This is a genomic window from Microbacterium excoecariae (assembly GCF_011326725.1).
Taxonomy (GTDB): domain Bacteria; phylum Actinomycetota; class Actinomycetes; order Actinomycetales; family Microbacteriaceae; genus Microbacterium; species Microbacterium excoecariae.
In genome coordinates this window covers 2,260,722-2,282,756 of the sequence record NZ_JAANCO010000001.1, presented here as the reverse complement: position 1 = coordinate 2,282,756, position 22,035 = coordinate 2,260,722, and the positions used below count along the sequence as shown (strand labels likewise).

Annotated in this window: 18 protein-coding genes; 12 read left to right on the top strand and 6 right to left on the bottom strand. The window is 72.9% G+C overall.

Going from position 1 to position 22,035, the window contains the following annotated elements:
- The first annotated feature begins 118 nt into the window (after positions 1-118).
- On the top strand, positions 119-1,981 hold the full coding sequence (locus tag G8E01_RS10540; RefSeq protein ID WP_166319431.1) for an ABC transporter ATP-binding protein: 1,863 nt from the start codon (positions 119-121) through the stop codon (positions 1,979-1,981).
- Positions 1,981-3,795, top strand: coding sequence for an ABC transporter ATP-binding protein (locus G8E01_RS10535; RefSeq protein ID WP_205827556.1), 1,815 nt, complete (start codon positions 1,981-1,983; stop codon positions 3,793-3,795). The genes G8E01_RS10540 and G8E01_RS10535 overlap by 1 nt, the downstream gene beginning before the upstream one ends.
- A 60-nt stretch (positions 3,796-3,855) precedes the next feature.
- On the opposite strand, the gene G8E01_RS10530 is transcribed toward G8E01_RS10535, so the two are convergent.
- The 3 genes from G8E01_RS10530 to G8E01_RS10520 all read right to left on the bottom strand — a co-directional run bounded on the left by G8E01_RS10530 (position 3,856) and on the right by G8E01_RS10520 (position 7,394).
- A complete protein-coding gene (locus G8E01_RS10530; protein WP_166319427.1) occupies positions 3,856-4,308 on the bottom strand; it encodes a GNAT family N-acetyltransferase in 453 nt (150 codons plus the stop codon).
- Between the two features lie 44 nt (positions 4,309-4,352).
- Positions 4,353-5,885 (bottom strand): L,D-transpeptidase family protein, encoded by a 1,533-nt coding sequence (locus G8E01_RS10525; protein ID WP_166319425.1) that lies wholly within the window; start codon positions 5,883-5,885, stop codon positions 4,353-4,355.
- Positions 5,886-5,978: 93 nt separating this feature from the next.
- Entirely contained in the window at positions 5,979-7,394 is a 1,416-nt protein-coding gene (locus G8E01_RS10520; RefSeq protein ID WP_166319423.1) for a family 20 glycosylhydrolase, read from the bottom strand.
- Between the two features lie 122 nt (positions 7,395-7,516).
- On the opposite strand from G8E01_RS10520, the gene G8E01_RS10515 reads away from it, so the two are divergent.
- The 6 genes from G8E01_RS10515 (at position 7,517) to nagB (ending at position 13,689) form a co-directional block, all read left to right on the top strand.
- Entirely contained in the window at positions 7,517-8,647 is a 1,131-nt protein-coding gene (locus tag G8E01_RS10515; protein WP_166319421.1) for an ROK family transcriptional regulator, read from the top strand.
- A 78-nt stretch (positions 8,648-8,725) separates the two neighbouring features.
- Positions 8,726-9,991 carry an extracellular solute-binding protein gene (locus G8E01_RS10510; RefSeq protein WP_166319419.1) on the top strand — a complete coding sequence of 422 codons (1,266 nt, stop codon included), beginning with the start codon at positions 8,726-8,728 and terminating at the stop codon, positions 9,989-9,991.
- 55 nt (positions 9,992-10,046) lie between these two features.
- Entirely contained in the window at positions 10,047-10,991 is a 945-nt protein-coding gene (locus G8E01_RS10505; RefSeq protein WP_166319417.1) for a carbohydrate ABC transporter permease, read from the top strand.
- Between the two features lie 62 nt (positions 10,992-11,053).
- Positions 11,054-11,911, top strand: coding sequence for a carbohydrate ABC transporter permease (locus G8E01_RS10500; RefSeq protein ID WP_166319864.1), 858 nt, complete (start codon positions 11,054-11,056; stop codon positions 11,909-11,911).
- The gene (locus G8E01_RS10495) at positions 11,908-12,843 is read left to right on the top strand and encodes an ROK family protein (protein WP_166319415.1); all 936 of its coding nucleotides are present in this window, start codon (positions 11,908-11,910) and stop codon (positions 12,841-12,843) included. Before G8E01_RS10500 ends, G8E01_RS10495 begins: the two co-directional genes overlap by 4 nt.
- A gap of 66 nt (positions 12,844-12,909) precedes the next feature.
- Positions 12,910-13,689, top strand: a complete 780-nt coding sequence (gene nagB / locus G8E01_RS10490; RefSeq protein WP_166319413.1) for a glucosamine-6-phosphate deaminase — start codon at positions 12,910-12,912, stop codon at positions 13,687-13,689.
- Between the two features lie 22 nt (positions 13,690-13,711).
- Here nagB and G8E01_RS10485 read toward each other — a convergent pair whose 3' ends face one another.
- The gene (locus G8E01_RS10485) at positions 13,712-14,077 is read right to left on the bottom strand and encodes a YrdB family protein (protein WP_166319411.1); all 366 of its coding nucleotides are present in this window, start codon (positions 14,075-14,077) and stop codon (positions 13,712-13,714) included.
- 244 nt (positions 14,078-14,321) lie between these two features.
- Here G8E01_RS10485 and G8E01_RS10480 point away from each other — a divergent pair, with 244 nt between their 5' ends.
- Complete coding sequence (locus G8E01_RS10480; RefSeq protein WP_166319862.1) at positions 14,322-15,746, top strand: SPFH domain-containing protein; 1,425 nt, start codon at positions 14,322-14,324, stop codon at positions 15,744-15,746.
- Between the two features lie 44 nt (positions 15,747-15,790).
- On the opposite strand, the gene G8E01_RS10475 is transcribed toward G8E01_RS10480, so the two are convergent.
- Both G8E01_RS10475 and G8E01_RS10470 read right to left on the bottom strand, forming a co-directional pair.
- Positions 15,791-16,759, bottom strand: coding sequence for a zinc-binding dehydrogenase (locus G8E01_RS10475; RefSeq protein WP_166319409.1), 969 nt, complete (start codon positions 16,757-16,759; stop codon positions 15,791-15,793).
- 40 nt (positions 16,760-16,799) lie between these two features.
- On the bottom strand, positions 16,800-18,893 hold the full coding sequence (locus G8E01_RS10470) for a RecQ family ATP-dependent DNA helicase (RefSeq protein ID WP_166319407.1): 2,094 nt from the start codon (positions 18,891-18,893) through the stop codon (positions 16,800-16,802).
- A gap of 114 nt (positions 18,894-19,007) precedes the next feature.
- Here G8E01_RS10470 and G8E01_RS10465 point away from each other — a divergent pair, with 114 nt between their 5' ends.
- From G8E01_RS10465 to G8E01_RS10455, 3 genes are all read left to right on the top strand, one after another.
- Positions 19,008-19,628, top strand: a complete 621-nt coding sequence (locus G8E01_RS10465) for a hypothetical protein (protein ID WP_166319405.1) — start codon at positions 19,008-19,010, stop codon at positions 19,626-19,628.
- 219 nt (positions 19,629-19,847) lie between these two features.
- On the top strand, positions 19,848-20,495 hold the full coding sequence (locus tag G8E01_RS10460) for a fructose 1,6-bisphosphatase (protein ID WP_166319403.1): 648 nt from the start codon (positions 19,848-19,850) through the stop codon (positions 20,493-20,495).
- Positions 20,496-20,595: 100 nt separating this feature from the next.
- Positions 20,596-22,035: a glycosyltransferase family 2 protein gene (locus G8E01_RS10455; protein WP_166319401.1), complete on the top strand. Its 1,440-nt coding sequence runs from the start codon at positions 20,596-20,598 to the stop codon at positions 22,033-22,035.

The window sequence follows — 22,035 nt, the reverse complement described above, 5'->3', positions numbered from 1 at the left end:
CGGCGCCCCGCCCGCTGTCGTATGCGGCGGGTTCATCGGATCCTCGCCGCGCGCGCCCAGGATGACATAAGCTGGAAGGCTGTCGCGTCCGCGACCGCGTTCACCTGACGGGGCTGTGATGTCATCTGAAACCTCCGGCGCACCCGCGCGCCTTCCGCTGCACCGCGCGCTCGCGCGGCTCGTGCCGTTCGCGCGGCGCGACCTTCCGCGCATCGGCCTCGGCGGCCTCTCGGCGCTGGCCGCGTCGATCGTCGCGCTCGCGATCCCGACGGTGCTGGAGTGGGTGGTGGGCGGCCCCATCGCCTCCGGGGCGACGTCCGCGGTCGTGTGGGGCGCCCTCGCGGTGCTCGGCCTCGGCCTGCTCGAGGCGCTCATGGTGTACCTGCGGCGCTGGTTTGTCCTGGCGCCCGCGACGGCCATCGAGTTCAACGTGCGCTCGGCCTTCTACAACCGCCTGCAGAAGCTCCCCATCGAGTTCCACGACCGCTGGCAGGGCGGGCAACTCCTCAGCCGCATGATGCAGGACATCGGCCTCATCCGGCGCTGGATGGCGTTCGGGCTGATCATGCTCGTCGTGAACGTCCTCACGGTCGTGATCGGATCCGTCCTCCTGTTCCAGTGGCACTGGCTGCTCGGCACGATCTTCGTCGTCTCGGGGATCCCGCTGTGGATCCAGGGATTCCGGTTCGAGAAGGTCTACGGCGTGCTGACGCGCCGCAGCCAGGACCAGCAGGGCGACCTGGCGACGAGCGTCGAGGAGAGCGTCCACGGGATCCGCGTGCTCAAGGCCTTCGGTCGCGGGCCGCACGCGCTCACGCGCTTCACGCGCCAGGCCGAGGGCCTGCGCGGCACGGAGATGCGCAAGGCGCGCGCGATCGCGGGCGTCGATTTCGTGCTCGTGCTCATGCCGGAGCTCGCGTTCGCCGTCAGCCTCGCTGCGGGCATCTGGCTGACCGCGAACGGCCAGATGGACGTCTCCCAGCTGTTCGCGTTCTTCGCGATGGCGACGATCCTGCGCTGGCCGATCGAGTCGATCGGCTTCCTGTTCTCCTTCATGCTCGACGCCCGGACGGCCACCGACCGCGTCTTCGAGGTCTTCGACGCTGTCGAGACGATCACGGATCCGGCGGAGCCCCGGAGTATCGCGGAGCCGCGCGGCGCGCTCGCGTTCCGCGGCGTGCACTTCCGCTACCAGGACGCCCGGCCCCACGAGCGCGACCTCCTCGACGGCATCGACCTTGAGCTCGTCCCGGGCGAGACGCTCGCCCTCGTCGGCCTGACCGGCTCCGGGAAGACGACCCTGACGACGCTCCCGACGCGCCTGTACGACGTCACGGGCGGATCCGTCACGCTCGACGGCGTCGACGTGCGCGACCTCGCGCTCGTCGACCTGCGCACCCAGATCGCGACGGCGTTCGAGGACGCGACGCTGTTCTCCGCGTCCGTGCGCGAGAACGTCCTCCTCGGCCGCGACGACCTCGACGCCTTCTCGGAGGAGGCCGAGCGCGTGATGCGCGAGGCCCTCGACGTGGCGCAGGCCGAGTTCGTCGCGGGGCTGCCCGATGGCGCCGAGACGATGATCGGCGAGGAGGGGATGAGCCTGTCCGGCGGCCAGCGCCAGCGGCTCGCGCTCGCGCGCGCCGTCGCCGCCCGGCCGCGCGTGCTCGTCATGGACGACCCCCTCTCGGCGCTCGACGTCGACACGGAGGAGCGGGTCCAGAGTGAGCTGCGCCGCGTGCTCGCCGGGACGACGGCGCTCGTCGTCGCGCACCGGCCCTCGACGGTCGCGCTCGCCGATCGCGTCGCGCTCCTCGAGGACGGGCGCATCGCGGACGTGGGCACGCACAGCGCCCTCATGGCGCGCTCGGCCAGCTACCGGTCGGTGATTTCGAGCCTCGAGCGCGACGAGCGCGAGGACAGCGCCCAGCGCACGGATCCGACCTCCGAGATCGACATCATCACCGAGAGGGAGGGCGCGTGATGGGTGCCTCCGTGCAGGGCGTGTCCGGCGAGGACCGCAACGACTACACGCGCGAGGAGAGCGCCGCGATCCGCCGGCGCTCCTGGCGGCTGCTCGTCTCGCTTCTCGCGCCGATGAAGTGGCGCGTGGTGCTCGTGGCGGTCGTCGTCGTCGCGCAGACGGGCGTGCGCGTGCTCGGGCCGGCGCTGCTCGGCATCGGCCTGAACGCCGCGCTGCCGGCCGTGCTCGACGGCGCGGACTGGGGGCCCACCTGGCTCGTCGCCTCGGCCTACGCCGTGACCGCCGTCGCGGGGGCGGCGCTGCTCGCCTGGTACGACCTGCTCGCGGCGCGCGTGACCCAGAACGTGCTGCTCGACCTCCGCACGCGCGTCTTTCGCCACACGCAGCGCCTGAGCCTCGAGTTCCACGAGACCTACACCTCGGGGCGCATCATCTCGCGCCAGACGAGCGACCTCGAGACGATCCGCGAGCTCCTCAACGGTGGGCTCACCCAGCTTGTCAACGGCGTGCTGTACGGCGTGTTCACCTTCATCGCGCTCGCGATCGTCGACTGGCAGTCGGGGCTCGTGATCGTCGCCTCGCTCGTGCCGCTCGCGCTCCTCATGCGCTGGTTCTACCGGCGTTCTCAGGTCGCCTATCGGTCGACCCGCGTGATCAGCGCGCAGGTGATCGTGAAGTTCGTCGAGACTATGACGGGGATCCGCGCCGGCAAGGCCTTCCGCACGGAGCCGCGCAACGAGAAGATCTTCGGCGGCCTGGCGTGGGACTACCGCAACGCCAACATGCGCGTCATCCGCCTGTTCGGCACCTTCGAGCCCGCCCTCATGGCGATCTCGGCCTTCGCGATCGGCGCCGTCGTCCTCTGGGGCGGGGTGCGGATCACGTGGGGAGAGTTCTCCGTGGGCCTGTTGCTGTCGGTCGTGCTGTACGTCCGGAACTTCTTCACCCCGCTGCAGGAGGTGGCCATGTTCATCAACTCGTTCCAGGCCGCCTCGGCCGCGCTCGAGAAGGTCTCCGGCGTGCTGGAGGAGGAGCCGTCCGTCCCGGATCCCTCCTCGCCCGTCGCGCTCGAGCGCGCCCGCGGACACCTGCTGTTCGACGACGTCGAGTTCTCCTACGCGAACGGCAAGACGATCCTGCCGGACTTCCGCCTCGACATCCCCGAGGGGCAAACCGTGGCGCTCGTCGGCACCACGGGCGCCGGCAAGTCGACGCTCGCGAAGCTCGTCTCGCGCTTCTACGACCCGACCCGCGGGCGCGTCGCGCTCGATGGGGTCGACCTGCGCGACCTCTCGCCGGCCGACCTGCGCCGCGCGATCGTCATGGTCACCCAGGAGGCGTACCTCTTCAGTGGCACGGTCGCCGACAACATCGCGCTCGGGCGCCCCGGCGCCTCGCCCGAGGAGATCGTGCGGGCGGCGAAGGCGGTCGGCGCGCACGAGTTCATCGAGCAGCTACCGGACGGGTACGACACCGACGTGAACAAGCGCGGCGGGCGCGTCTCGGCGGGGCAGCGCCAGCTCGTGTCGTTCGCGCGCGCGTTCCTGGCGGATCCGGCGGTCCTCATCCTCGACGAGGCGACCGCCTCGCTCGACATCCCGTCCGAGCGGGCGATTCAGAACGCCCTGCAGACGCTCCTCGCCGACCGCACGGCGCTCATCATCGCGCACCGCCTGTCCACGGTGGCGATCGCGGACCGCGTGCTCGTGATGGAGCACGGGCGCGTGATCGAGGACGGATCCCCGGCGGAGCTCACGGCGGGGGAGGGCCGGTTCGCCCAGCTGCACCGCGCGTGGGAGGACTCGCTGGTCTAAGCGGCACGAGGCGCCCCCTCCGGCCCACGCCGGAGGGGGCGCCTCGTGCGCGCGCCGCGGTCAGAGGGCGATCTCGGCGACGACCTCGCCGTAGTCGCTCTCGCCCGTCGGCCGGAAACCCACGCGGCGGAAGAACGCCTCGGGGCCGCCGTCGCCCGCCTCGTACACGACGGTCAGGCGCGAGAAGCCGCGCTTGCGGGCCTCCGCGATGACGGCGTCGACAGCGAATCGGCCCGCGCCGCGACCCTGCGCCTCGGCGTCCACGTTGATGCGCCACAGCGCCGCGCGCAGGTACTCCGTCGGCGACTCGTCGTCGAAGTAGGCGCGCACGAACGCGACCACCTCGCGGCCGTCGAGCACGACGCGCTGCCACGTCTTCTGCGGGTCGGCGACGACCATCGCCACGGCGTACGTGGTGGGCGCGATGAACTCTTCCTGGCCCGGCTTGAGGCTGAGGCTATTCGCCGCCACGATCGTGTCGGCCGACAGCTCTTCGACGTGCAGCTCGCTCATGATGTCACTGTAGAGGACGCCGCGCCCGCGCGGAACCGATCGGATCAGGCCCGGACGGAGACGGGCGAGCCGACCTGCAGGAACGAGTACACCCACTCGGAGGCGGAGACCGTGAGGTTCACGCAGCCGTGGCTCATGCGCGCCCCGGCGCCGAAGTTGTCGTGCCAGTAGGTGCCGTGGAAGCCCTGGTCGCCGTTGAAATAGGTCGGGTAGGGCACGTCGGGCGTGCAGTAGTCGAACGCCCCGCCTTCGACGAAGTTCCCGTCCGCGTCGCACGAGCCCATGTTCTGGATCGTCAGCTGGCCGTACACGGTGAACTCGCCGACCTGGGTGTCGTAGCCCTCGCGGCCGATGGCGATGGGGAACGACTTCACGAGGCGCTCGTCGCCGCCGTCGATCGTCTCGTAGAAGTACGCCATACCCTCGCCCTTGTTGACGACGGCGCGACGGAACATCTCGGTGGTCTCGTGCGCGACCTTCTCGCCGGCCAGGGCGACCGGCTGCGCCTCGAGCGCCTCGAGGGATCCGGCGAGCTCCGCGCCGATGCCCTCGGTCGACGAGATCTGGTATCCGTCCTGTCCCTCGACCTTCGCCAGGAGCGGGTCGCCGGCCGCGTTCGTGACGACCTCCGCGTCGACCGGCTTCTGGTCGACCTTCTCGGGGAGCTCATCGACGTAGGCCTGGATCGCGTCGGCGTCAGCCGCGACGGCCACGTCGCCCGCGTCGGAGACCGAGACCGTGAGCCAGGAGGCGACGCGATCGGCGGGGGCGGCGTCGACGACGTCGCCGTCGAGGGTGAACTCGACGCCGGCGATCGTGTCGTTGAGCGAGGCCGCGGCGGCCTCGGCGTCCGCGGCGGTGAAGGCCGCGGCCTGCTCCACGACCTGCGCCTCGACGCGGATCGTCGCGTCCGCGGCGGGGGCCTGTCCGGCGCCCGCGGCGAGGGCCTGCACGTCCTGCGAGCGTGACAGCTCGCCCGCGACCTCCGCCGCCAGCGCGTCGACGTCGATCCCGAGGCCCGGCTCGTCGGCGACGACCGTGTACGCGCCGTCCGCGAAGGACAGGTCGGCGTTGACGGGGGCCGCGTACGCGTCGGGGAACGCCTCCTCCAGCGCCGCCGCCGTGACGGTCGTGTCGACGGCGAGGTCGGCGTCGACGGATCCGGGGCTCCAGGATCCGATCTTCCACAGCGGGTACTCCGCGAGGGTGTCGGCCGCGACCTGGCCCGCGTCGGCCGCGAGGCCGAGCTCGGCGCCCGTGAAGGTGGACGTCGCGCCGCCCGCCGTGACCTCGATCGGGGTCTCGGCGATGTGCTGCGCGACCGCGTCCTCGGCGCTGGCGGCCGTCGAGAGTCCGACGTCGACGCCAAGCGCGGTCGTGCCCGGCGCGATGAAGAAGGTCGACGCGACCGCGAGACCCGACGCCGCGACGAGGGCCGCGGCGGGAATCCCGATGCCGAGCCACAGCCGGCGGCGCGAACGCCGGGGCGCTTCCGGCGGCATGACCCACTCGACGGTGGGCGTGCCGGCGGCGGGCTCGTCGCCGCTCGAGGTCGGCTTCGTCGCGAGATCGGTCATGGTGGTCTCCCCTAAGAATCCCCGCGCGGGCGCGGATTCTTTCATGCTAAGGCGGGGAGGCGGGGCACGGGGCGCCGTCCGATTACGAACCGTTCACGATGTGGCCTCGACCGCGATCCCCGACTCTCGCCAGAGGCGCTCGAGGCTGCGCGCGCGGGGCGCGAAGTGGTCCCACGACCTGCCGGCCGTGCCCGCGGGGGCGGACCAGGCCGCCTCCGCCGCCGCCGCGATCCGCGGGAACGCGAGGGCGTCGATGTCCTCGAGCGTGCGCACCGTCTCGGTCCACAGGCACGCCTCGACCCCGAGGATGTCGTCCTCCGCGATGCCGTCGATCACGCCCGCCGGCTCCCACGCGTAGGAGCGCTCGAGGCTCGTCGGCCCGTCGGCCCACACGAGCCCGAGCGGCGCGTCCGCGTGCGGCTTCATGTCGAGGTAGATCGCGTCGGCGGGGGAGAGGATCACCCGCCCGCCGCGCGCGACGAACGCGCGCGCCCGGTCGTCGTGCCCATCCCGCGGCGTGCGGAACCCCCAGTACTGGCCGATGCTGCCCGGGGGCAGCGCCGCGCGCCCGGCCTCGTGCCACGCGATGGCCGTTTTCCCGGTCGCGGCGACCGCCTCGCCCGCGCGCGTCACCATCGCGTGGTAGTCCTCGGCGCTCGTGCCGAGCGCCTCGTCTCCCCCGAGGTGGAGGTAGGGGCCCGGGGTCAGCGCGGCCAGGTCGGCGAAGACCTCGTCGAGGAAGTCCCCGAGGCCGGGGGCGTTCGCGTCGAGCGAGGAAAACCCCACGCCGAGCCCCGTGTACGGCTCGCCGGCCGCGGGGAGGTCGCCGCCGTACGCCGCCGTCACGGCGCGCACCTCGTCGCTGATCACGGGCTCGGCCGCGAGCTCGGGGTGGCTCAGCCCCACCGCGTGCGTGTGGCCCGGCACGTCGATCTCCGGCACGACGATCATGTGGTGTGCGCGGGCGCACTCGACGATCCGGGCGTAGTCGGCCGCGGTGTAGGACCCGCCCCGGTCGCCGCCCACGGAGCTCGCGGCGCCGGCGCGCGCGAGCTCGGGATGGTTCTCGAGCGCGATCCGCCACCCCTGGTCGTCCGTGAGGTGCAGGTGGAGGGCGTTGAGCTTCAGCGCGCTCGCGCGGGCGATGACCGCCTCGACGGTGTCGGGGGCGAGAAAGTGGCGCGCGACGTCGAGGAGCAGGCCGCGGTACGCGAAGCGGGGGCGATCCCGGATCCGGACCGCCGGCAGCGCGAACCCGTCCCCGTCGGGCGCGGCGAGCTGCTCGAGGGTGCGCCGCGCGTAGAACGCGCCGGCCGGCGCCGAGCAGCGGATGCGCGCGCCGCGGACGTCGACGTCGAGCGCGTAGCCCTCGTCGCCGTGGCCGGCCTCCGTCACGACCTCCGGCCGGAGGGCGGCGATCGCGGCCGCCGCGGAGTCGGCGCGGACGCGGAGCGCGGGCCCGTCGGCGAGGTCGACGGATCGTGGCCACGGGGCGAGGGGGAGGGGCATGGCAGGGGACGCTACCACCCGGTTCCCGCCCCGGGGAAGGGATGTCACGAGTTTGTAAACAAAACTCGCAAATTCGATTTCGGGGCTTGCGCTCGCGCAATTTGTAAGTTCCACTAACGAACATGACCTCCCCCCGCACCGAGCACACGTCGCGCCGCAGCTCCGGCCGGCGCTCGCTGCCCGGCCACGCCCGCGCCCACAACCGGGCCCTCGCGCTGAGTCGCCTCTTTCACGAGGGCGCCATGAGCCGCGCGGACCTCGCGCGGGCCACCGGCCTGACCCGCGTGAGCGTGTCGGATCTCGTGGCCGCGCTCGTGGCGGACGGCCTCGTCGTGGAGACGGGCGAGCGCCGCGGGTCCCGTCCCGGCAAGCCCGGGATCCTCGTCGACCTCGATCGCGCGGGCCTCGTGGTCGTCGCCCTGGACCTCTCGGACGACGCGGAGTACCGCGGCGCGGTCGTGGACCTCGCGGGCCGCGAGCTCGCGCGCCGCAGCGTCCCCCGCCCCGCGGATCGCGACGCGGACGCGGCGCTCGCCGCCGCCGTCGACCTCGCCGGCGCGCTCGTCGCCGAGGCCCCGGGCCGCGTCCTCGGCGTCGGGGTCGGGGCGCCCGGCGTCATCACGGCCGGCGGCGTCGTCGTGTCCTCCCCGAACCTCGCCTGGTACGACCTGCCGCTGCAGGAGCGGCTCGCCGACGCGCTCGGCGTTCCCGTCCGCGTCGCGAACGACGCGAACGTCGCGGCGCTCGCCGAGCACACCCTCGGCGGCGCCAGCGACGACGTGCTCGTGGTCCGGGTCGGCCGCGGCGTCGGCGCGGGTCTCGTGACGAACGGATCCCTCGTGCGCGGCGCGCGGGACGCCGCGGGCGAGATCGGCCACGTCACGGTCGGCACCGATGGCGGCCCCGAATGCGTCTGCGGGCGCAGCGGATGCCTCGAGTCGTGGCTCTCCGTGCGCGCCCTCGACGCCGCTCTGGCGGCCGGCGGCGATCCCGACGCCGTGCTGCGCGACGCCGGCCGGCGCCTCGGCATCGCCGTCGCGCCGCTCGTCGGCGCCCTCGACCTCTCGCAGATCGTGCTCTCGGGGCCAGCGGACCGCCTGGACGGCCCGCTCCGCGAGGCCACGGCCGACACGCTTCGCGCCCGCACGTTCCTCCACGAGGACGTCGAGGTGCGGATGTCCGTTCAGGGCGACGACATCGTGCTTCGCGGCGCGGTCGCCCTCGTCCTGAACGGCGAACTCGGGATCGCCTAGGCGGATCTCCCGCGGGCGAGGACGCCCGCGCGCAATGACGCACCACCCCCCCGCACACCCTCACGAGAAGGACACCCCATGCACAGCAGGAAGACAGTGATCGGCCTCGCCGCCCTCGGCGCCTCGGCGCTCGCCCTCGCGAGCTGCTCGAGCGGATCCGCCGACGCCGAGACGGCGGACGCCGGCGGCGAGCTGACGGTCTGGATCGTCGGCACGGACACCCCGGACACCGCGCGGGAGTACCTCGTCGATACGTTCGAGAGCGAGAACGAGGGCTGGACCCTCCGCCTCGAGGAGAAGACGTGGGCCGACGTGTCCGAGACGTACGTCGCCGCGCTGCAGTCCAACGACACCCCCGACGTCGTCGAGGTCGGCAACACCCAGGCCATCGGGTTCATTGACCAGGGGCTGTTCGCGGACCTGGGCGACATCCGGGGCGACCTGGGCGAGCTCAACCAGGGGCTCGAGGAGGCCGGCACCTACGACGGCTCGTTCTACGCGGCGCCGTACTACGCCGGCGGGCGCGTCGTGTTCTACTCGCCCGAGATCGTCGACGGCGAGGACCTCCCCGCGACCCTCGACGAGTACGTCGAGCAGGGCATCGGGTACCGCACCGACGGCGTCTCGGGCATCTACGCCCCGGGCCGCGACTGGTACAACATGCTCCCCTACGTGTGGGCGAACGGCGGCGAGATCGCCGTCCAGGACGGCGACGCGTGGGACGCGCAGCTGTCGAGCCCCGAATCGGTCGCGGGCCTGGAGATGCTCCAGAGCGTGTACGAGCAGGCATCGAACGCGCCCGCGGACGGGGTCGAGACCGACGCCCACGTGCCGTTCTGCGCCGGTGAGACCGCGTTCCTGTCCGCCCCCGCGTGGATGCAGTGGTCGATCCTGGCCCCCGCCGACGGCGAGAACCCCGGTTGCCCCGACACCTACGGCGCCGATCTCGGCGCGTTCGCGCTGCCGGGGATGACCGAGGGCGAGACCGCCCCGATCTTCGCGGGCGGATCCAACCTCGGCGTCGCCGCGCTGTCGCCGAACCAGGACCAGGCGAAGGCCGTCGTGGAGATCATGCTGTCGGCCGGCTACCAGGACCTGCTGGCGGAGGGCGGGCTCACGCCCGCGCTGCTCGAGTCGGCCGACGCGCTGCCGGACACGCCCGTCGCGCAGGCGCAGGCCACCGCGCTCGCGAACTCGAAGGGCGTGCCGACCTCGCCGAACTGGGCGGAGGTCGAGTCGAGCCTCGTGATCCAGGACGCGCTCGTGCGGATCGCGCAGGGCGAGGACGTCCAGGAGGTCGCGACCGCCCTCGACGCCGAGATCGAGTCGATCCTCAACGGCTGAGCATCCGTGCCCGGGGCGGCCGTCCGCCCCGGGCACCCTTTCGGGAGATCCCCTCATGACCACATCCCTCGCGACCCCCGCACCCTGGGAGGAACGCGAGCGCCGCAGGCGGCGCCGCGACGCCCTCACCTCGTGGGCGCTGCTCGCGCCCACCCTCGTGCTCATCGCACTGCTCGTCGGCTACCCCGGCGTGACGATGATCTGGCAGTCGTTCACCGACTACCAGGTCCGCAACAAGATCCAGGGCACCGCCCCCGAGATCGTCGGGCTCGACAACTACGTCGCGCTCATGACCCAGAGCGACTTCCCCGAGGTCGTCGCCCGCACGATTGGGATCATGGTGGTCACGACCGCCCTCGTCATGGCGGGCGGCGTGCTCGTGGCGATCCTCATGACGAAGCTCGCCACCGGCATGCGCATCGCGGTCTCGGTGGGGCTCCTCCTCGCGTGGGCCATCCCTCCTTTGACGGCGACAGTCGTGTGGGGGTTCATCTTCGACACGCAGTACGGGCTCGTGAACTGGGCGCTGAACACCCTCACGGGCACGCAGAACTGGCACAACCATTCCTGGCTCATCAACCCGTGGACGTTCTTCCTCGTCCTCACGATCATCGTCGTCTGGGGCGCGATTCCCTTCGTGGCGTTTACGACCTACGCCGCGCTCGGGCAGGTGCCGGCCGAGACGCTCGAGGCCGCGCAGCTCGACGGCGCGGCGGGCCGGAAGCGGTTCTGGTACGTGGTTTTCCCCGCCATCCGGCCCGTCCTCGGCGGGCTGCTGATCCTCCAGATCATCTGGAACATGAAGCTGTTCACGCAGGTCTACGCGCTGCAGAGCCGCGGCGGCATCGCCGCGGACACGAACGTGTTGCCGGTCTACCTCTTCCGCCAGGGCATCGGCGACTTCGGCGCGACGAGCGCGATCGGGGTCGTGATGGTCATCATCATGCTCGCCCTCAGCTGGTACAACATCCGACTCATGCTCCGAGAGGACAAGGGATGACCGCCCTCCTGCCCCGCGCGACCACGACGCGCGTCATCACGACGGGAAAGGCGGCGCCGCCGATGCGCCGGCGGCCGCGCCGCCGGGCCTCGCGCCTCGCGCTGAACCTCGTCGCCCTCGCCGTGATCGCGTGCTCGGTGTTCCCCGTGTACTGGATGATCAACCTCTCCTTCACCCCGGGAGACCAGATCATCAGCCGCACGCCCTCGCTCGTGCCGTCGGATCCGACCCTCCTGAACTACGTCACGGCCTGGATCCGTCCCGCCGCCCCCGGTCAGACCGACTTCCCGAACGCGCTGCGCACGAGCCTCACCGTCGTCGCCGTCGTCGTCGTGTTCGCGCTGCTGTTCGCCTTCCTCGCCTCGATCGCGCTCGCGCGCTTCCGCTTCCGCGGGCGCGGCGTGTTCATCGTGGGGATCCTCGTCGTCCAGATGATCCCGGGCGAGGCGATGATGTTCACCGTCTACAACCTCATTGACGACATGCACCTCATGAACACGCTCATCGGCCTGAGCCTCGTCCACACGGCCGCCGTCATCCCGTTCACGGTGTGGACGCTGCGCGGCTTCGTCGCCGGGGTCCCCATGGAGCTCGAGGAGGCCGCGCGCATCGACGGGTGCTCGGCGCAGGGCGCGTTCTGGCGGGTAACCTTCCCGCTCTTGGCCCCCGGGCTCGTCTCCACGGGCATCTTCGCCTTCATGCAGTCGTGGAACGAGTTCACGATGGCCCTGCTCCTCATGAAGGACGAGAACCTCACGCTGCCCACCTGGCTGAACTCGTTCCAGTCGGCGACCGAGGCGACCAACTACGGCGCGGTCATGGCCGGATCCACCCTTATCTGCATCCCCGTCGTCGTCTTCTTCCTGCTCGTGCAGGGGCGGATGACGGGCGGGCTCGTCTCCGGGGCGGTCAAGGGATGACGGCGGCCCCCGTCCCCCCGCGCGTCGGCGTCGACGTCGGGGGGACGAAGATCCTGGCCGTCGCCCTCGGCGAGCACGGCCGGGTGGTGGCCGAGGCCCGGCGGCCGACGGCCCGCGGGGTCGCGGGCGTCGTCGACGGCGTCGCCCACGCGATCGCGGACCTCGGTCTGGCCGCCCCTCCCGCGGCCGTCGGGGTCGGCGTGCCCGGCCAGGTGCGCGGCGGGCGAGTGCGCCAGGCGGTCAACCTCGGGATCGACGACGCCGACCTCGGGGCGCTCCTCGCGGCGCGGCTCGGCGCCGTCGTCGCGGTCGAGAACGACGTCAACGCGGCGGCCCTCGGCGCCGCAGCGTTCCGCGGATCCGGCCGCTCGCTCGCCTACCTCAACCTCGGCACGGGAGTCGCCGCGGGCCTCGTCGAGGCCGGCGCGCTCGTCCGCGGATCGCGCGGCGCGGCCGGCGAGGTGGGCCACATCTCCATCGATCCCTCCGGGCGCGCGTGCCCCTGCGGCCAGCGGGGCTGCATCGAGACGCTCGCGGGCGGCGGCGCGCTCGCTGAGCGCTGGGGCGGCGCGGGCGAGCTCCCCGTGCGCGACCTCTTCGACGCGGCGGACGCGGGCGATCCGCGCGCGGAACGGATCCGCTCAGACGCCGTGCGCGGGACCGCCGCGGCTATCCGCGCGCTGGCGCTCGCCGTGGATCCCGACGTCGTCGTGATCGGCGGCGGGGTGTCGCGACTCGGCGCCCGGCTCCTCGACCCGGTCCGGCGCCTCCTCGACGACGAGGCGCGGACCTCGCGGTTCCTCGCGGCGCTCGATCTCGCCACCCGCTTCGAGGTGCTCGCGCCGGGCGTCCCGGCCGGGGCCGTGGGCGCCGCGCTCGCCGCATCGGGCGGCCGGGCGGAGCCCGCCCCCGCGCCCGTGCCATCATGCTGAGGGGGCCGAGCATCGCCCGCGGCGACCGGATCCCCCCTCCCACCACTGTCGAAAGGCGCCCCCTCCATGGCTGAAATCGTGATCGTTCCCGACGCGGAGGCGGCGGGGGACCTCGCCGCCCGTGCGATCGTCGCCCTCATCGAGCGCCGGGGCGACGCCGTGCTCGGGCTCGCGACCGGATCCACACCGCTTCCCGTGTACCGCGCCCTCGCGGAGCGCGCGGCGGGCCTCGACCTCGCGCGCGTGCGCGGGTTCGCGCTCGACGAGTACGTCGGCCTCGACCCCGCGCACCCCGAGTCCTACCGCTCCGTGATCCGTCGCGAGGTGATCGAGCCGCTCGGCCTCACGCCCGAGCTCGTGCGCACGCCGCCGGCCGACGACCCGGACCTCCAGACCGCGGGGGAACGCTACGACGCCGAGATCCGTGCCGCGGGCGGGGTGGACGTGCAGCTGCTGGGCATCGGTACCGACGGGCACATCGGGTTCAACGAGCCCGGATCCTCCTTTGCGTCGCGCACCCGCGTAAAGACCCTGACCCGCCAGACCCGGGCGGACAACGCGCGGTTCTTCGACGACCCCGAGGAGGTGCCGCGGCACTGCCTGACGCAGGGGCTCGGCACGATCCTCGAGGCGCGTCACCTCGTGTTGCTCGCGTTCGGCGAGGGCAAGGCCGAGGCGGTGCGGGGCGCCGTCGAGGGGCCCGTCACCGCGATGCTGCCGGCGTCGGCGATCCAGCTGCACCCGCACGTCACGGTTCTCGTCGACGAGGCGGCCGCCTCGCGACTTGAGCTCGCCGAGTACTACCGCGACACGTACGCGGGCAAGCCCGCCTGGCAGGGCATCTGAGCCGCGCCGTCGCGCGCGGACGTTAGCGCAGCGCGCGGCGGCCCGTGAGGACGCCCACGACGACGCAGAACGCGCCGACGGCGAGGCCGGCCCACGGCAGGTTCAGATCCCACAGCGCGAGGGTCGCGCTCACGAACACGAGCACCTCGACGAGGGTGCGCACGACCGACGGCACCCGGAAGATCGCCCGCGGCGAGACGAACGCGGCCCACACGAGGATCGCGACAATCGGCGCGCCCAGGCCCCACACGACAGCCCAGGGCAGGGGCCACGCGAGAAAGCCCCACAGTGCGAGCGACGCGATCGCGAGGATCTCGCTCACGAGGCGCAGCGCGTCGAGGGCGGTGATGCGGGGGCGCGTCGCGGCGGGGGCGGGGGTCTCGGCCATGGTCCCAGTCTACGAAACGGCGCTGGGGATCCCCCGCGGGGCAGATCTCCCCGTGCGCGGGGCGCCGCGGGTCAATAGGGTGAGAGGCGTCCGGTGCGCCGCGCCGTCGGGGCGCCGGCGCCGGGCGCAGAAGGGGAGAATTGTGAGTGGACTCTTTGCCGCCCTCGGCGGCGCGGGAATCGCGATCGTCGTGATCATCCTGCTCGTGGTCGCGGCCATCATCGCCCTCGTCGTCGTCCTGCTGATGCGCGCCTGGTACAAGGTGGCGCGCGCGGACGAGGCGCTCGTGATCGTCGGCCGGAGGCAGCGCAAATCCGACGGACAGACGTCGAGCATCGCGGTCATCCGCGGCGGCGGCGCCGTGGTCAACCCGATCACCCAGCGCGCCGAGACGCTGTCGCTGCGCGCGCGCCAGATCATGGTGCAGCCGACGGCGCAGTCGATCCAGGGCGTCACGGTAGACGTGACGGGCGTGGCGCTCGTGAAGGTGGGATCCGACAACCAGTCGATCGCGCGCGCGGCCGAGCGGTTCGTCTCGCAGGACAAGGCCATCGAGGTCTTCACGACGGAGCAGCTGGAGGGCGCCCTGCGCGGCGTCGTCGCGACGCTGTCGGTCGAGCAGCTCATGCGCGACCGCCAGGAGCTCTCGGACCAGATCGCGACGCTCATCAAGAGCGACCTCGACGAGCAGGGCCTCGTGCTCGACAGCTTCCAGATCCAGGGCATCACGGACGAGAACGGCTACGTGCACGCGCTGGGCGCCGAGGAGGTCTCGAAGGTCAAGCGCCAGGCCGAGATCGCGCGCATCGACGCCGAGCGGCAGATCAAGGCGCGCGAGATCGCGACGAGCGAGGAGACCCTCGTCGAGCAGACGCAGTTCGACAAGAACCAGGCCGCGGCGGCCTCGGACGTCGGCGAGGCGCGCGCCGAGGCGGAGCAGGCGGAGGCGCTGGCCCGCGCCCGCGCCGAGCAGGGCGTGCTCATGCAGCAGGCCGAGAACCGGCAGGCCCAGCTGGACGCCGACGTCAAGCGCGTGGCGGACGCCGCGCAGTACGAGGAGCAGAAGCGCGCCGATGCGCGCGCGTACTCGCGCATGAAGGATGCCGAGGCCGCCGCCGACGTGCAGCGTCGCGAGGCGGACATCAGCGAGTACGAGCAGCAGCGCAAGGCCGACGCCGACGCGTACGTGCAGATTAAGGCGGCCGAGGCCGACGCGCAGAAGGCCGAGCGCGAGGCCGAGGCGATCCGCGTGCAGGCCCAGGCCGAGGCCGACGCCGCCCGGGCCCGGGCTCAGGCCGAGGCTGACGCGATCCGCCTGGCCGGCGAGGCCCGCGCCGCGGCGATCCGCGCGGAGGCCGAGGCGCTCAAGCAGAACCAGGAGGCTGTGCTCGCTCAGCGCTCGCTCGAAGTGCTCGTGCCGATGATGACGGAGTTCGCCAAGGGCTACGCCACCGTCGGCAGCGTCACGGTGCTCGCCGGATCCGGCGACGGCGGGGCGTCGAGCCACATGGCCGGCGAGGCGGCCATGGGCATGCGCGCCATGTTCGACACGGTCCGCGAGGCCACCGGAATCGACCTGTCGAGCGTCATCCAGGGCACGTCCGTGGGCCGCGGGATCGCGACGGGGCAGCAGCAGGAGGCGCCGGCCCCGGCCGAGCCGCAGGAGTAAAAGCGGGCCTCCCGCGCGGCCGTCGGCCGCGCGGGAGCCGTCCGTCAGCGCGTGAAGTCCACCACGAGCTTCCCGCGCACGTCGCCCGCGTCGAGCCGCGCGTAGCCCGCCGGGATCTCGTCGAACGCGAGGGTCTCGGTCGCGGGGCGCAGGCCCGTCGCCGTCACCATCCGGAGCATCGCCTCGAACTCGGCGAGCGTGCACCCCGTCGACCCGACGATGCTCAGCTGCTGGTAAAAGACGCGCTGCAGCTCCGCCGGCGGCATGCCGCCCGTTGTGGCGCCGCAGGTGGCGATGACCCCGCCGGGCCGCACGGAGCGCATCGAGTGCGCCCACGTCGCCTCGCCTACCGTGTCGATCACGACGTCGACGCGCTCGGGCAGGCGAGCGCCCGGCTCGAGCGTGACGTGCGCGCCCTGCGCCGCCGCGAACTCCCGCTTCTCGGCCGTCCGCGCGGTCGCGTACACGACCGCGCCCGCGGCGCGCGCGAGCGCGATCGAGGCGCTGCCGACGCCGCCCGCGCCGCCCTGGACGAGCACGCGGTCGCCCGGCGCCAGCCCGGCACGCGTGAAGAGCATGCGGTACGCCGTCCCCCACACGATCCCCAGCGCCGCCGCGTCGACGTGGCTGATCTCGGCCGGCTTGTCGACGAGCATCTCGTCGGGGACGATCAGCTCGTCGGCGAGCCCGCCGTCGAACGTCTCGCTCAGGATGGCGCGGCGCGGGTCGAGCGTGACGTCGCCGCGCGACGGGTCGCCGGAGACGGGATGCACGACGACCTCGCGGCCGTCCTCCGTGACGCCGGAGGCGTCGCAGCCGAGGACGATCGGGATCCGCTCCGCCGGGTGCCCGACGCCGCGGAGCGTCCACACGTCGTGCGGGTTGAGCGAGGCGGCGTGGACACGGATCCGCGTCCAGCCCGGGCGCGGGGCGGGGCGCGGGCGGTCCTCCACGAGTGCGAGGCCCGCGAGGGGATCTTCGGCGGACTGAGCGACGGCGACGGCTGCGCGCATGGAGACTCCTTATCGTTGTGATGCCAGCCTGTCACGCCCGTCAGGACGTGAGGGCGAGGGCGAACGGAAGCACGGCGCTCGCTCCGGCCCGGCGGAGCTCGCGGGCCGCGAGCGTCAGCGTCCAGCGCGAGTCGACGAGGTCGTCGACGAGGAGCACGGGCGCCGGCGGCACCGCGAGGCCCGCGGCGGAGAAGCGGCCGTCGAGCTCGGCCACGCGGAAGGCGCTGTTGCCGGTCGGCCCGCGGCGCGCCTCGGCCGGCGCGGCGTGGAGCGGCCCCAGGGAGGGCAGCCGGCCGACGCGCGCGAGGCCCGTCGCCAGGGAGTCGATGAGGACCGGGCGCCGGCGGGACGGCACGCTCGCGACCGCGGCGGGGCGCGCGTCCCACTCCCACTCGGCCAGCACCCGAACGCACGCGGCCAGGACGGCCTCCGGCACGGGCGCGTCGGGCGCGCCCTCGGCGAACAACTGCCGAAGCGGCCCGCCCCAGCCGAGGTCGGTGAGGCGCGCGAGGCCGCGGCCCGCCGCCGCCTGCTCCTCGGCGGGGAGGCGCCCGCGGTGGGGGACGCCGAGGCGGTCGAGCCCCGTCGGCCACTGCCGGCGCGGCTCGATCGGCACGCCGACGCGGTCGAGCGACCGGGCGGCCTCGGAGACCCTGCCCGCGTCGATGCCCGCGCCCAACCACGCGCCCGCGCACACGTCGCATCGCCCGCAGGGAGCGGCCGTGTCGTCGTCGAGACGGCGCTGGAGGAACGCCATGCGGCACTCGTCGCCGCGCTCGTAGGCGAGCATGTCGGCCTGCTCGGCCCGGCGGGCCGCCGCGATCCGCTCGTAGCGCTCGGCGTCGTACGCCCAGCTCGCGCCCGTGGCCTCCCAGCCGCCGCGCACGCGCCGGACCGCGCCGTCGACGTCGAGCACTTTCAGGAGCAGCTCCAGGCGGGTGCGGCGGATGTCGACCGCCGCCTCGATCGCCCCGGTTGACATCGGGCGGCCCGCGTCGCCCAGCGCGTCGAGCACGCGCCGCGCGCGCTCGGCGTCGGGCATCGAGGCGGTGGCGAAGTACCGCCAGATCTCCTCGTCTTCTGGCCCGGGGAGGAGGACGACGTCGGCGGACGCGGTCGCGCGCCCCGCTCGGCCGACCTGCTGGTAGTACGCGACGGGGGAGGAGGGCGCGCCGAGGTGGAGGACGAAACCGAGGTCGGGCTTGTCGAAGCCCATTCCGAGCGCGCTCGTGGCGACCAGCGCCTTGACACGGTTTTCCTTGAGGAGGCGCTCCGACTCGGCGCGTTCGTCGGCGTCGGTCTGGCCCGTGTAGGCGCGGACCTCGTGCCCCTGCTCGCGGAGCAGTCGGGCCGTGTCCTCGGCGGCCGACACGGTCAGCGTGTAGATGATGCCGGATCCCGGGAGGTCGTCGAGGTGGGCGAGGAGCCAGGCCAGGCGCGACGCGGCATCGGGGAGCCGGATGACCCCGAGGCGCAGGGATGCGCGCGCGAGCGGGCCGCGGATCGTCGTGACGCGATCCGCGCCGAGCTGCTCGACCACGTCGCCGACGACGCGCTCGTTCGCCGTCGCGGTCGTTGCGAGCACGGGCACGCCCTCCGGCATCCGTGCGATGAGGTCGCCGAGGCGCCGATAGTCCGGGCGGAAGTCGTGGCCCCAGTCGCTGATGCAGTGCGCCTCGTCGACCACGAGCATCCCCATCTGTTCGACGAGCCGGGGGAGCTGCTCGTCGCGAAACGCGGGATTGTTCAGGCGCTCGGGGGAGAGGAGGAGCACGTCGACCGTCCCCTCCGCCAGGCGCGCGGTCACGTCCTCCCACTCGTGGGCGTTCGTCGAGTTGATCGCTACCGCGCGCACCCCAGCGCGCGCGGCCGCCTCGATCTGGTCGCGCATGAGCGCGATGAGCGGCGAGACGAGCACGGTGGGCCCCGCGCCCTGATCGCGCAGCAAACGGGTCGCGACGAAATACACGGCCGACTTGCCCCACCCCGTGCGCTGCACGACGAGCGCGCGGCGCCGCTCGCCGACGAGCGCCGCGATCGCCTCGAACTGGCCGTCGTGGAACGCGGCGTCCTCCCGCCCGACGAGTCGCCGGAGCGCCGCCAGGGCGCGAATCTCGAGATCGGTGTCGGCCATGCCCCCAGCCTGTCACGGAGCACCGACACGCGCGCGGGCCCGTGCCCCGGGCGAGCGGCGCGCGGAAAGGTCACCCGGACCTCTAGACTGCTCGCGACGGCGGGAGGACGCGGCATGGGGCGACGGCACGGCGCCGCGATCGCGATTCTCGCGCTCGCGGCGGGGCTTTCGGGGTGCGGGAGCGCGCCCTGGGCGGCGCCCGGCCAGACGGCGGCGCCCACGCCGACCGCGGAACGAACCTTCGGCCAGGGGACAACCGCCGCCGAGCCCGCCGCGACGCCGTCCGCGGCGCCCGTTGCGAGCGACCTCGCGGCGGGGAGCCTCGCGCGCACCCTGACGGCGGGCGCGGTCCAGATCGACGTGACGTACTGGTCCGACCTGGCGATGGACGAGTGGACCGCCGGATCCCCGAAGCCGCTGAGCCTGTCCCTGACCGCCTCGATTGACCCCGACGACGGCCAGGGGGTCTACCTCCAGCGGGCATCGGTCGCTGTGCAGACGGCCACGGGAGAAAGCGGTGCGACCGCGGAGGACACCGCGACCGAGAGCCCCGGCTATCTCATCGGCGCGCCGTACAGCTACTCGCAGGCCTTCGCCCTCGGCGCGGTCCCCGAGGGGACCGCCTCGATCACCGTGTCGCTGCGCTACGAGCTCCTCGTGCAGACGACGCCGACGTCGGACGAGTACGCCAAGCAGACCGCGACCGACACGCTGACCATCGCGCTCGCGGGCTGAGCGCGCCGGACCTCAAGGCCGCCGCAAGACTCGCGCAATTCTGTCCCCGCGGGCTCGGTTCCCTCCGCCGGCCGTGCTTGCATAGCCACGTCGCCCCGCAGGGATGCGGGCGACGGCGCGCCGCCCGAGGCGCGTACCCCCCCCTCGCGCCCTGGCGCGGCCACCGCCTGCGCGCCCGAACCCGATCGGGCGCGCAGGCTCTTTCCTCCCGGAGCACCCATGCCCGCTCGCCCGCTCGCCGCCGCCCTCGCGGTGGCCGCCGTCCTCGCCGTCGCCGGCTGTGCCCGCATCGAGGGAGCCGTCGACGCGGCGCTCGCGCCCGCGGAGCCCTCCGCGACGGCCGCCGCGTTCGCCTCGGACTTCACGACGGACGGATCCGTCCTGTTGACCTCCGACGTCGCCGACGCGCTCGAGGTCCGCCTGGAGGCGTGGGCCGTCGACTCGAAGCGGACGTCGGAGTGGACGCCGGAGGCCGCGAACACCTTCGGGATGGCCGTCAACGTCGCGGACTACCGCGCGGAAGAGCGGGCGGTGCTCGCCGACAAGCGCCGGGTGTACCTCGCGGACATCGCGATCGCCTCGACACTCGCGCCCTCCGGCGCCGCCGGTCCGCTCGCGCTCCAGGCGGATCCGCGCACCCTCGTCCCCGCCGACACGATGCGCTCCGACCGCGGCCTGCTGCTCAACAGCTATCAGGGCGGGCTCCTCCTGCCCGAGACGGCGCTCGGCGCCGTGCCCGCGGACACGACGGGCGTGACGCTCGAGGTGACCCTCACGCTGGCGATCGAGGCAGCCGCGGACGGCGGCGACTTTCAGACGGTGACGCTCGATCAAGAGATCCCGATCGCCATCTTCCCCGCCGGCTGAGGCACCCTTCAGCGGATCTTGCGCCCACCCCGCGGTGGGGCGAGAGGTTCGCCCCGCAGAATCGACCTGCACCCCCTCCACCGCACTGATCGGACGGCTCATGGATCGCGACTCGCAGGCGCTCGTGCCCCACCAGGGCGCCGCCGACCCCGCCCTCGTCGACGACTTCTCCGCCGTCCTCGAGGACGTAACGGGGCATCGCTCGACGATCGGGTGCGTGATCCCGGCCTATAACGAGGAGGAGTCAATCGGCGACGTCCTCCGCGCGCTGCTCGCGCAGACGCGCGTTCCCGATGTGATCCACGTCGTCGTGAACAACTCCTCGGACGGCACCGTGCGCGTCGCTTCCGAATTCGCCGGCCCGCACGAGGTCTCGACCCCGCTTGGCGACCAGTTCACCGAGGTGTTCGTGCACGACATCGGCAAGAACCCGGACAAGAAGGTCGGGGCGCTGAACTACGGCTACGCGCTCGTGGAGGGGTGCGAGTACCTGCTGGGCGTCGACGGCGACACCGTCGCGGATCCGCGCGCCGTGGAGCACCTGGAGAACGAGGCCGTCGCGGACTCCCGCATCGGCGGGATCTCGGCGATCTACTCCATCGACGACCGCGAGACGCACGGATCCATCGCGCGGTTCCTCATCGCCGGGCAGCGCACGCAGTTCGCGGCGTTCAACATGCAGAACCTCCTGCGCGGGCGCAACATGGCCGTCCTCGGCGGGCAGTTCTCCATCTTCTCCACCGCGGCACTCCGGCAGGTCATGGCCGAAGGGCACCAGTCCACCCCCTGGGTGCGCGACAGCGAGGTGGAGGATTCGCTGCTGTCCCTCCAGATCAAGAGCGCGGGCTACCTCACGAAAATCAGCCCGTTCGCGCGCGCCGACGTGGGCGGCATGACGACCCTGCGCGCCTACGACGCGCAACAGGTGAAGTGGACGTACGGCGCCATCGAGCTGATGTGGCCCGGCCAGCGCGGCGACACGAAGGGGCAGCCGTTCCACCCCAATCTCCGCCTGCGGTGGCTCGAGAACCTGTCGATGCTCATGAACCTCTTCGTGCGGCTGGCGTTCGTCGTCCTGCTCGCAGGGTCCCTCTCCATCGACGCCTTCGTATTTTCCGCCTGGTGGTTGATTCCGCCCGCCGTCGCGACCGCGCTGAACCTTCGCATCGCGCGCAGCATGCGGACCCGCACGGCGCGCGACTACCTTTTCGCGGCGCTCCTCGTGCCCGCGGAGCTGTTCATGTGGGTCCGCCTCAGCCACTTCGCGCGCTCGTGGACCCGGTTCCTCTCGCGCAAGAAGGTCGACAACTGGGCGATGCAGGCGCGCGCGGAGAAGGGCGGGCGCAGCACGTATTGGCTGCCGTTCGCGCTCGTCGCGGTCGTGATCGCCGCCGCCGCGGTCATCTGGTCGATGCTCGGGCCGGTCGTGCAGTCGTCGATCCTCTGGGTCGGCTGGCCGATCCTCGGCGTCGTCACCGTGCTTCAGACCGTGACGATGCTGTTCTCCCTGCTGCGCCGGCACCAGGGGTACGAGGTCTGA

What these genes read in the sequence shown, in the direction of transcription:
- G8E01_RS10540 (WP_166319431.1), top strand. Translation starts at nt 119, where the DNA reads ATGTCATCTGAAACCTCCGGCGCACCCGCGCGCCTTCCGCTGCACCGC.
- G8E01_RS10535 (WP_205827556.1), top strand. Translation starts at nt 1,981, where the DNA reads ATGGGTGCCTCCGTGCAGGGCGTGTCCGGCGAGGACCGCAACGACTAC.
- G8E01_RS10530 (WP_166319427.1), bottom strand. Translation starts at nt 4,308, where the DNA reads ATGAGCGAGCTGCACGTCGAAGAGCTGTCGGCCGACACGATCGTGGCG.
- G8E01_RS10525 (WP_166319425.1), bottom strand. Translation starts at nt 5,885, where the DNA reads ATGACCGATCTCGCGACGAAGCCGACCTCGAGCGGCGACGAGCCCGCC.
- G8E01_RS10520 (WP_166319423.1), bottom strand. Translation starts at nt 7,394, where the DNA reads ATGCCCCTCCCCCTCGCCCCGTGGCCACGATCCGTCGACCTCGCCGAC.
- G8E01_RS10515 (WP_166319421.1), top strand. Translation starts at nt 7,517, where the DNA reads ATGACCTCCCCCCGCACCGAGCACACGTCGCGCCGCAGCTCCGGCCGG.
- G8E01_RS10510 (WP_166319419.1), top strand. Translation starts at nt 8,726, where the DNA reads ATGCACAGCAGGAAGACAGTGATCGGCCTCGCCGCCCTCGGCGCCTCG.
- G8E01_RS10505 (WP_166319417.1), top strand. Translation starts at nt 10,047, where the DNA reads ATGACCACATCCCTCGCGACCCCCGCACCCTGGGAGGAACGCGAGCGC.
- G8E01_RS10500 (WP_166319864.1), top strand. Translation starts at nt 11,054, where the DNA reads ATGCGCCGGCGGCCGCGCCGCCGGGCCTCGCGCCTCGCGCTGAACCTC.
- G8E01_RS10495 (WP_166319415.1), top strand. Translation starts at nt 11,908, where the DNA reads ATGACGGCGGCCCCCGTCCCCCCGCGCGTCGGCGTCGACGTCGGGGGG.
- nagB (WP_166319413.1), top strand. Translation starts at nt 12,910, where the DNA reads ATGGCTGAAATCGTGATCGTTCCCGACGCGGAGGCGGCGGGGGACCTC.
- G8E01_RS10485 (WP_166319411.1), bottom strand. Translation starts at nt 14,077, where the DNA reads ATGGCCGAGACCCCCGCCCCCGCCGCGACGCGCCCCCGCATCACCGCC.
- G8E01_RS10480 (WP_166319862.1), top strand. Translation starts at nt 14,322, where the DNA reads ATGCGCGCCTGGTACAAGGTGGCGCGCGCGGACGAGGCGCTCGTGATC.
- G8E01_RS10475 (WP_166319409.1), bottom strand. Translation starts at nt 16,759, where the DNA reads ATGCGCGCAGCCGTCGCCGTCGCTCAGTCCGCCGAAGATCCCCTCGCG.
- G8E01_RS10470 (WP_166319407.1), bottom strand. Translation starts at nt 18,893, where the DNA reads ATGGCCGACACCGATCTCGAGATTCGCGCCCTGGCGGCGCTCCGGCGA.
- G8E01_RS10465 (WP_166319405.1), top strand. Translation starts at nt 19,008, where the DNA reads ATGGGGCGACGGCACGGCGCCGCGATCGCGATTCTCGCGCTCGCGGCG.
- G8E01_RS10460 (WP_166319403.1), top strand. Translation starts at nt 19,848, where the DNA reads ATGCCCGCTCGCCCGCTCGCCGCCGCCCTCGCGGTGGCCGCCGTCCTC.
- G8E01_RS10455 (WP_166319401.1), top strand. Translation starts at nt 20,596, where the DNA reads ATGGATCGCGACTCGCAGGCGCTCGTGCCCCACCAGGGCGCCGCCGAC.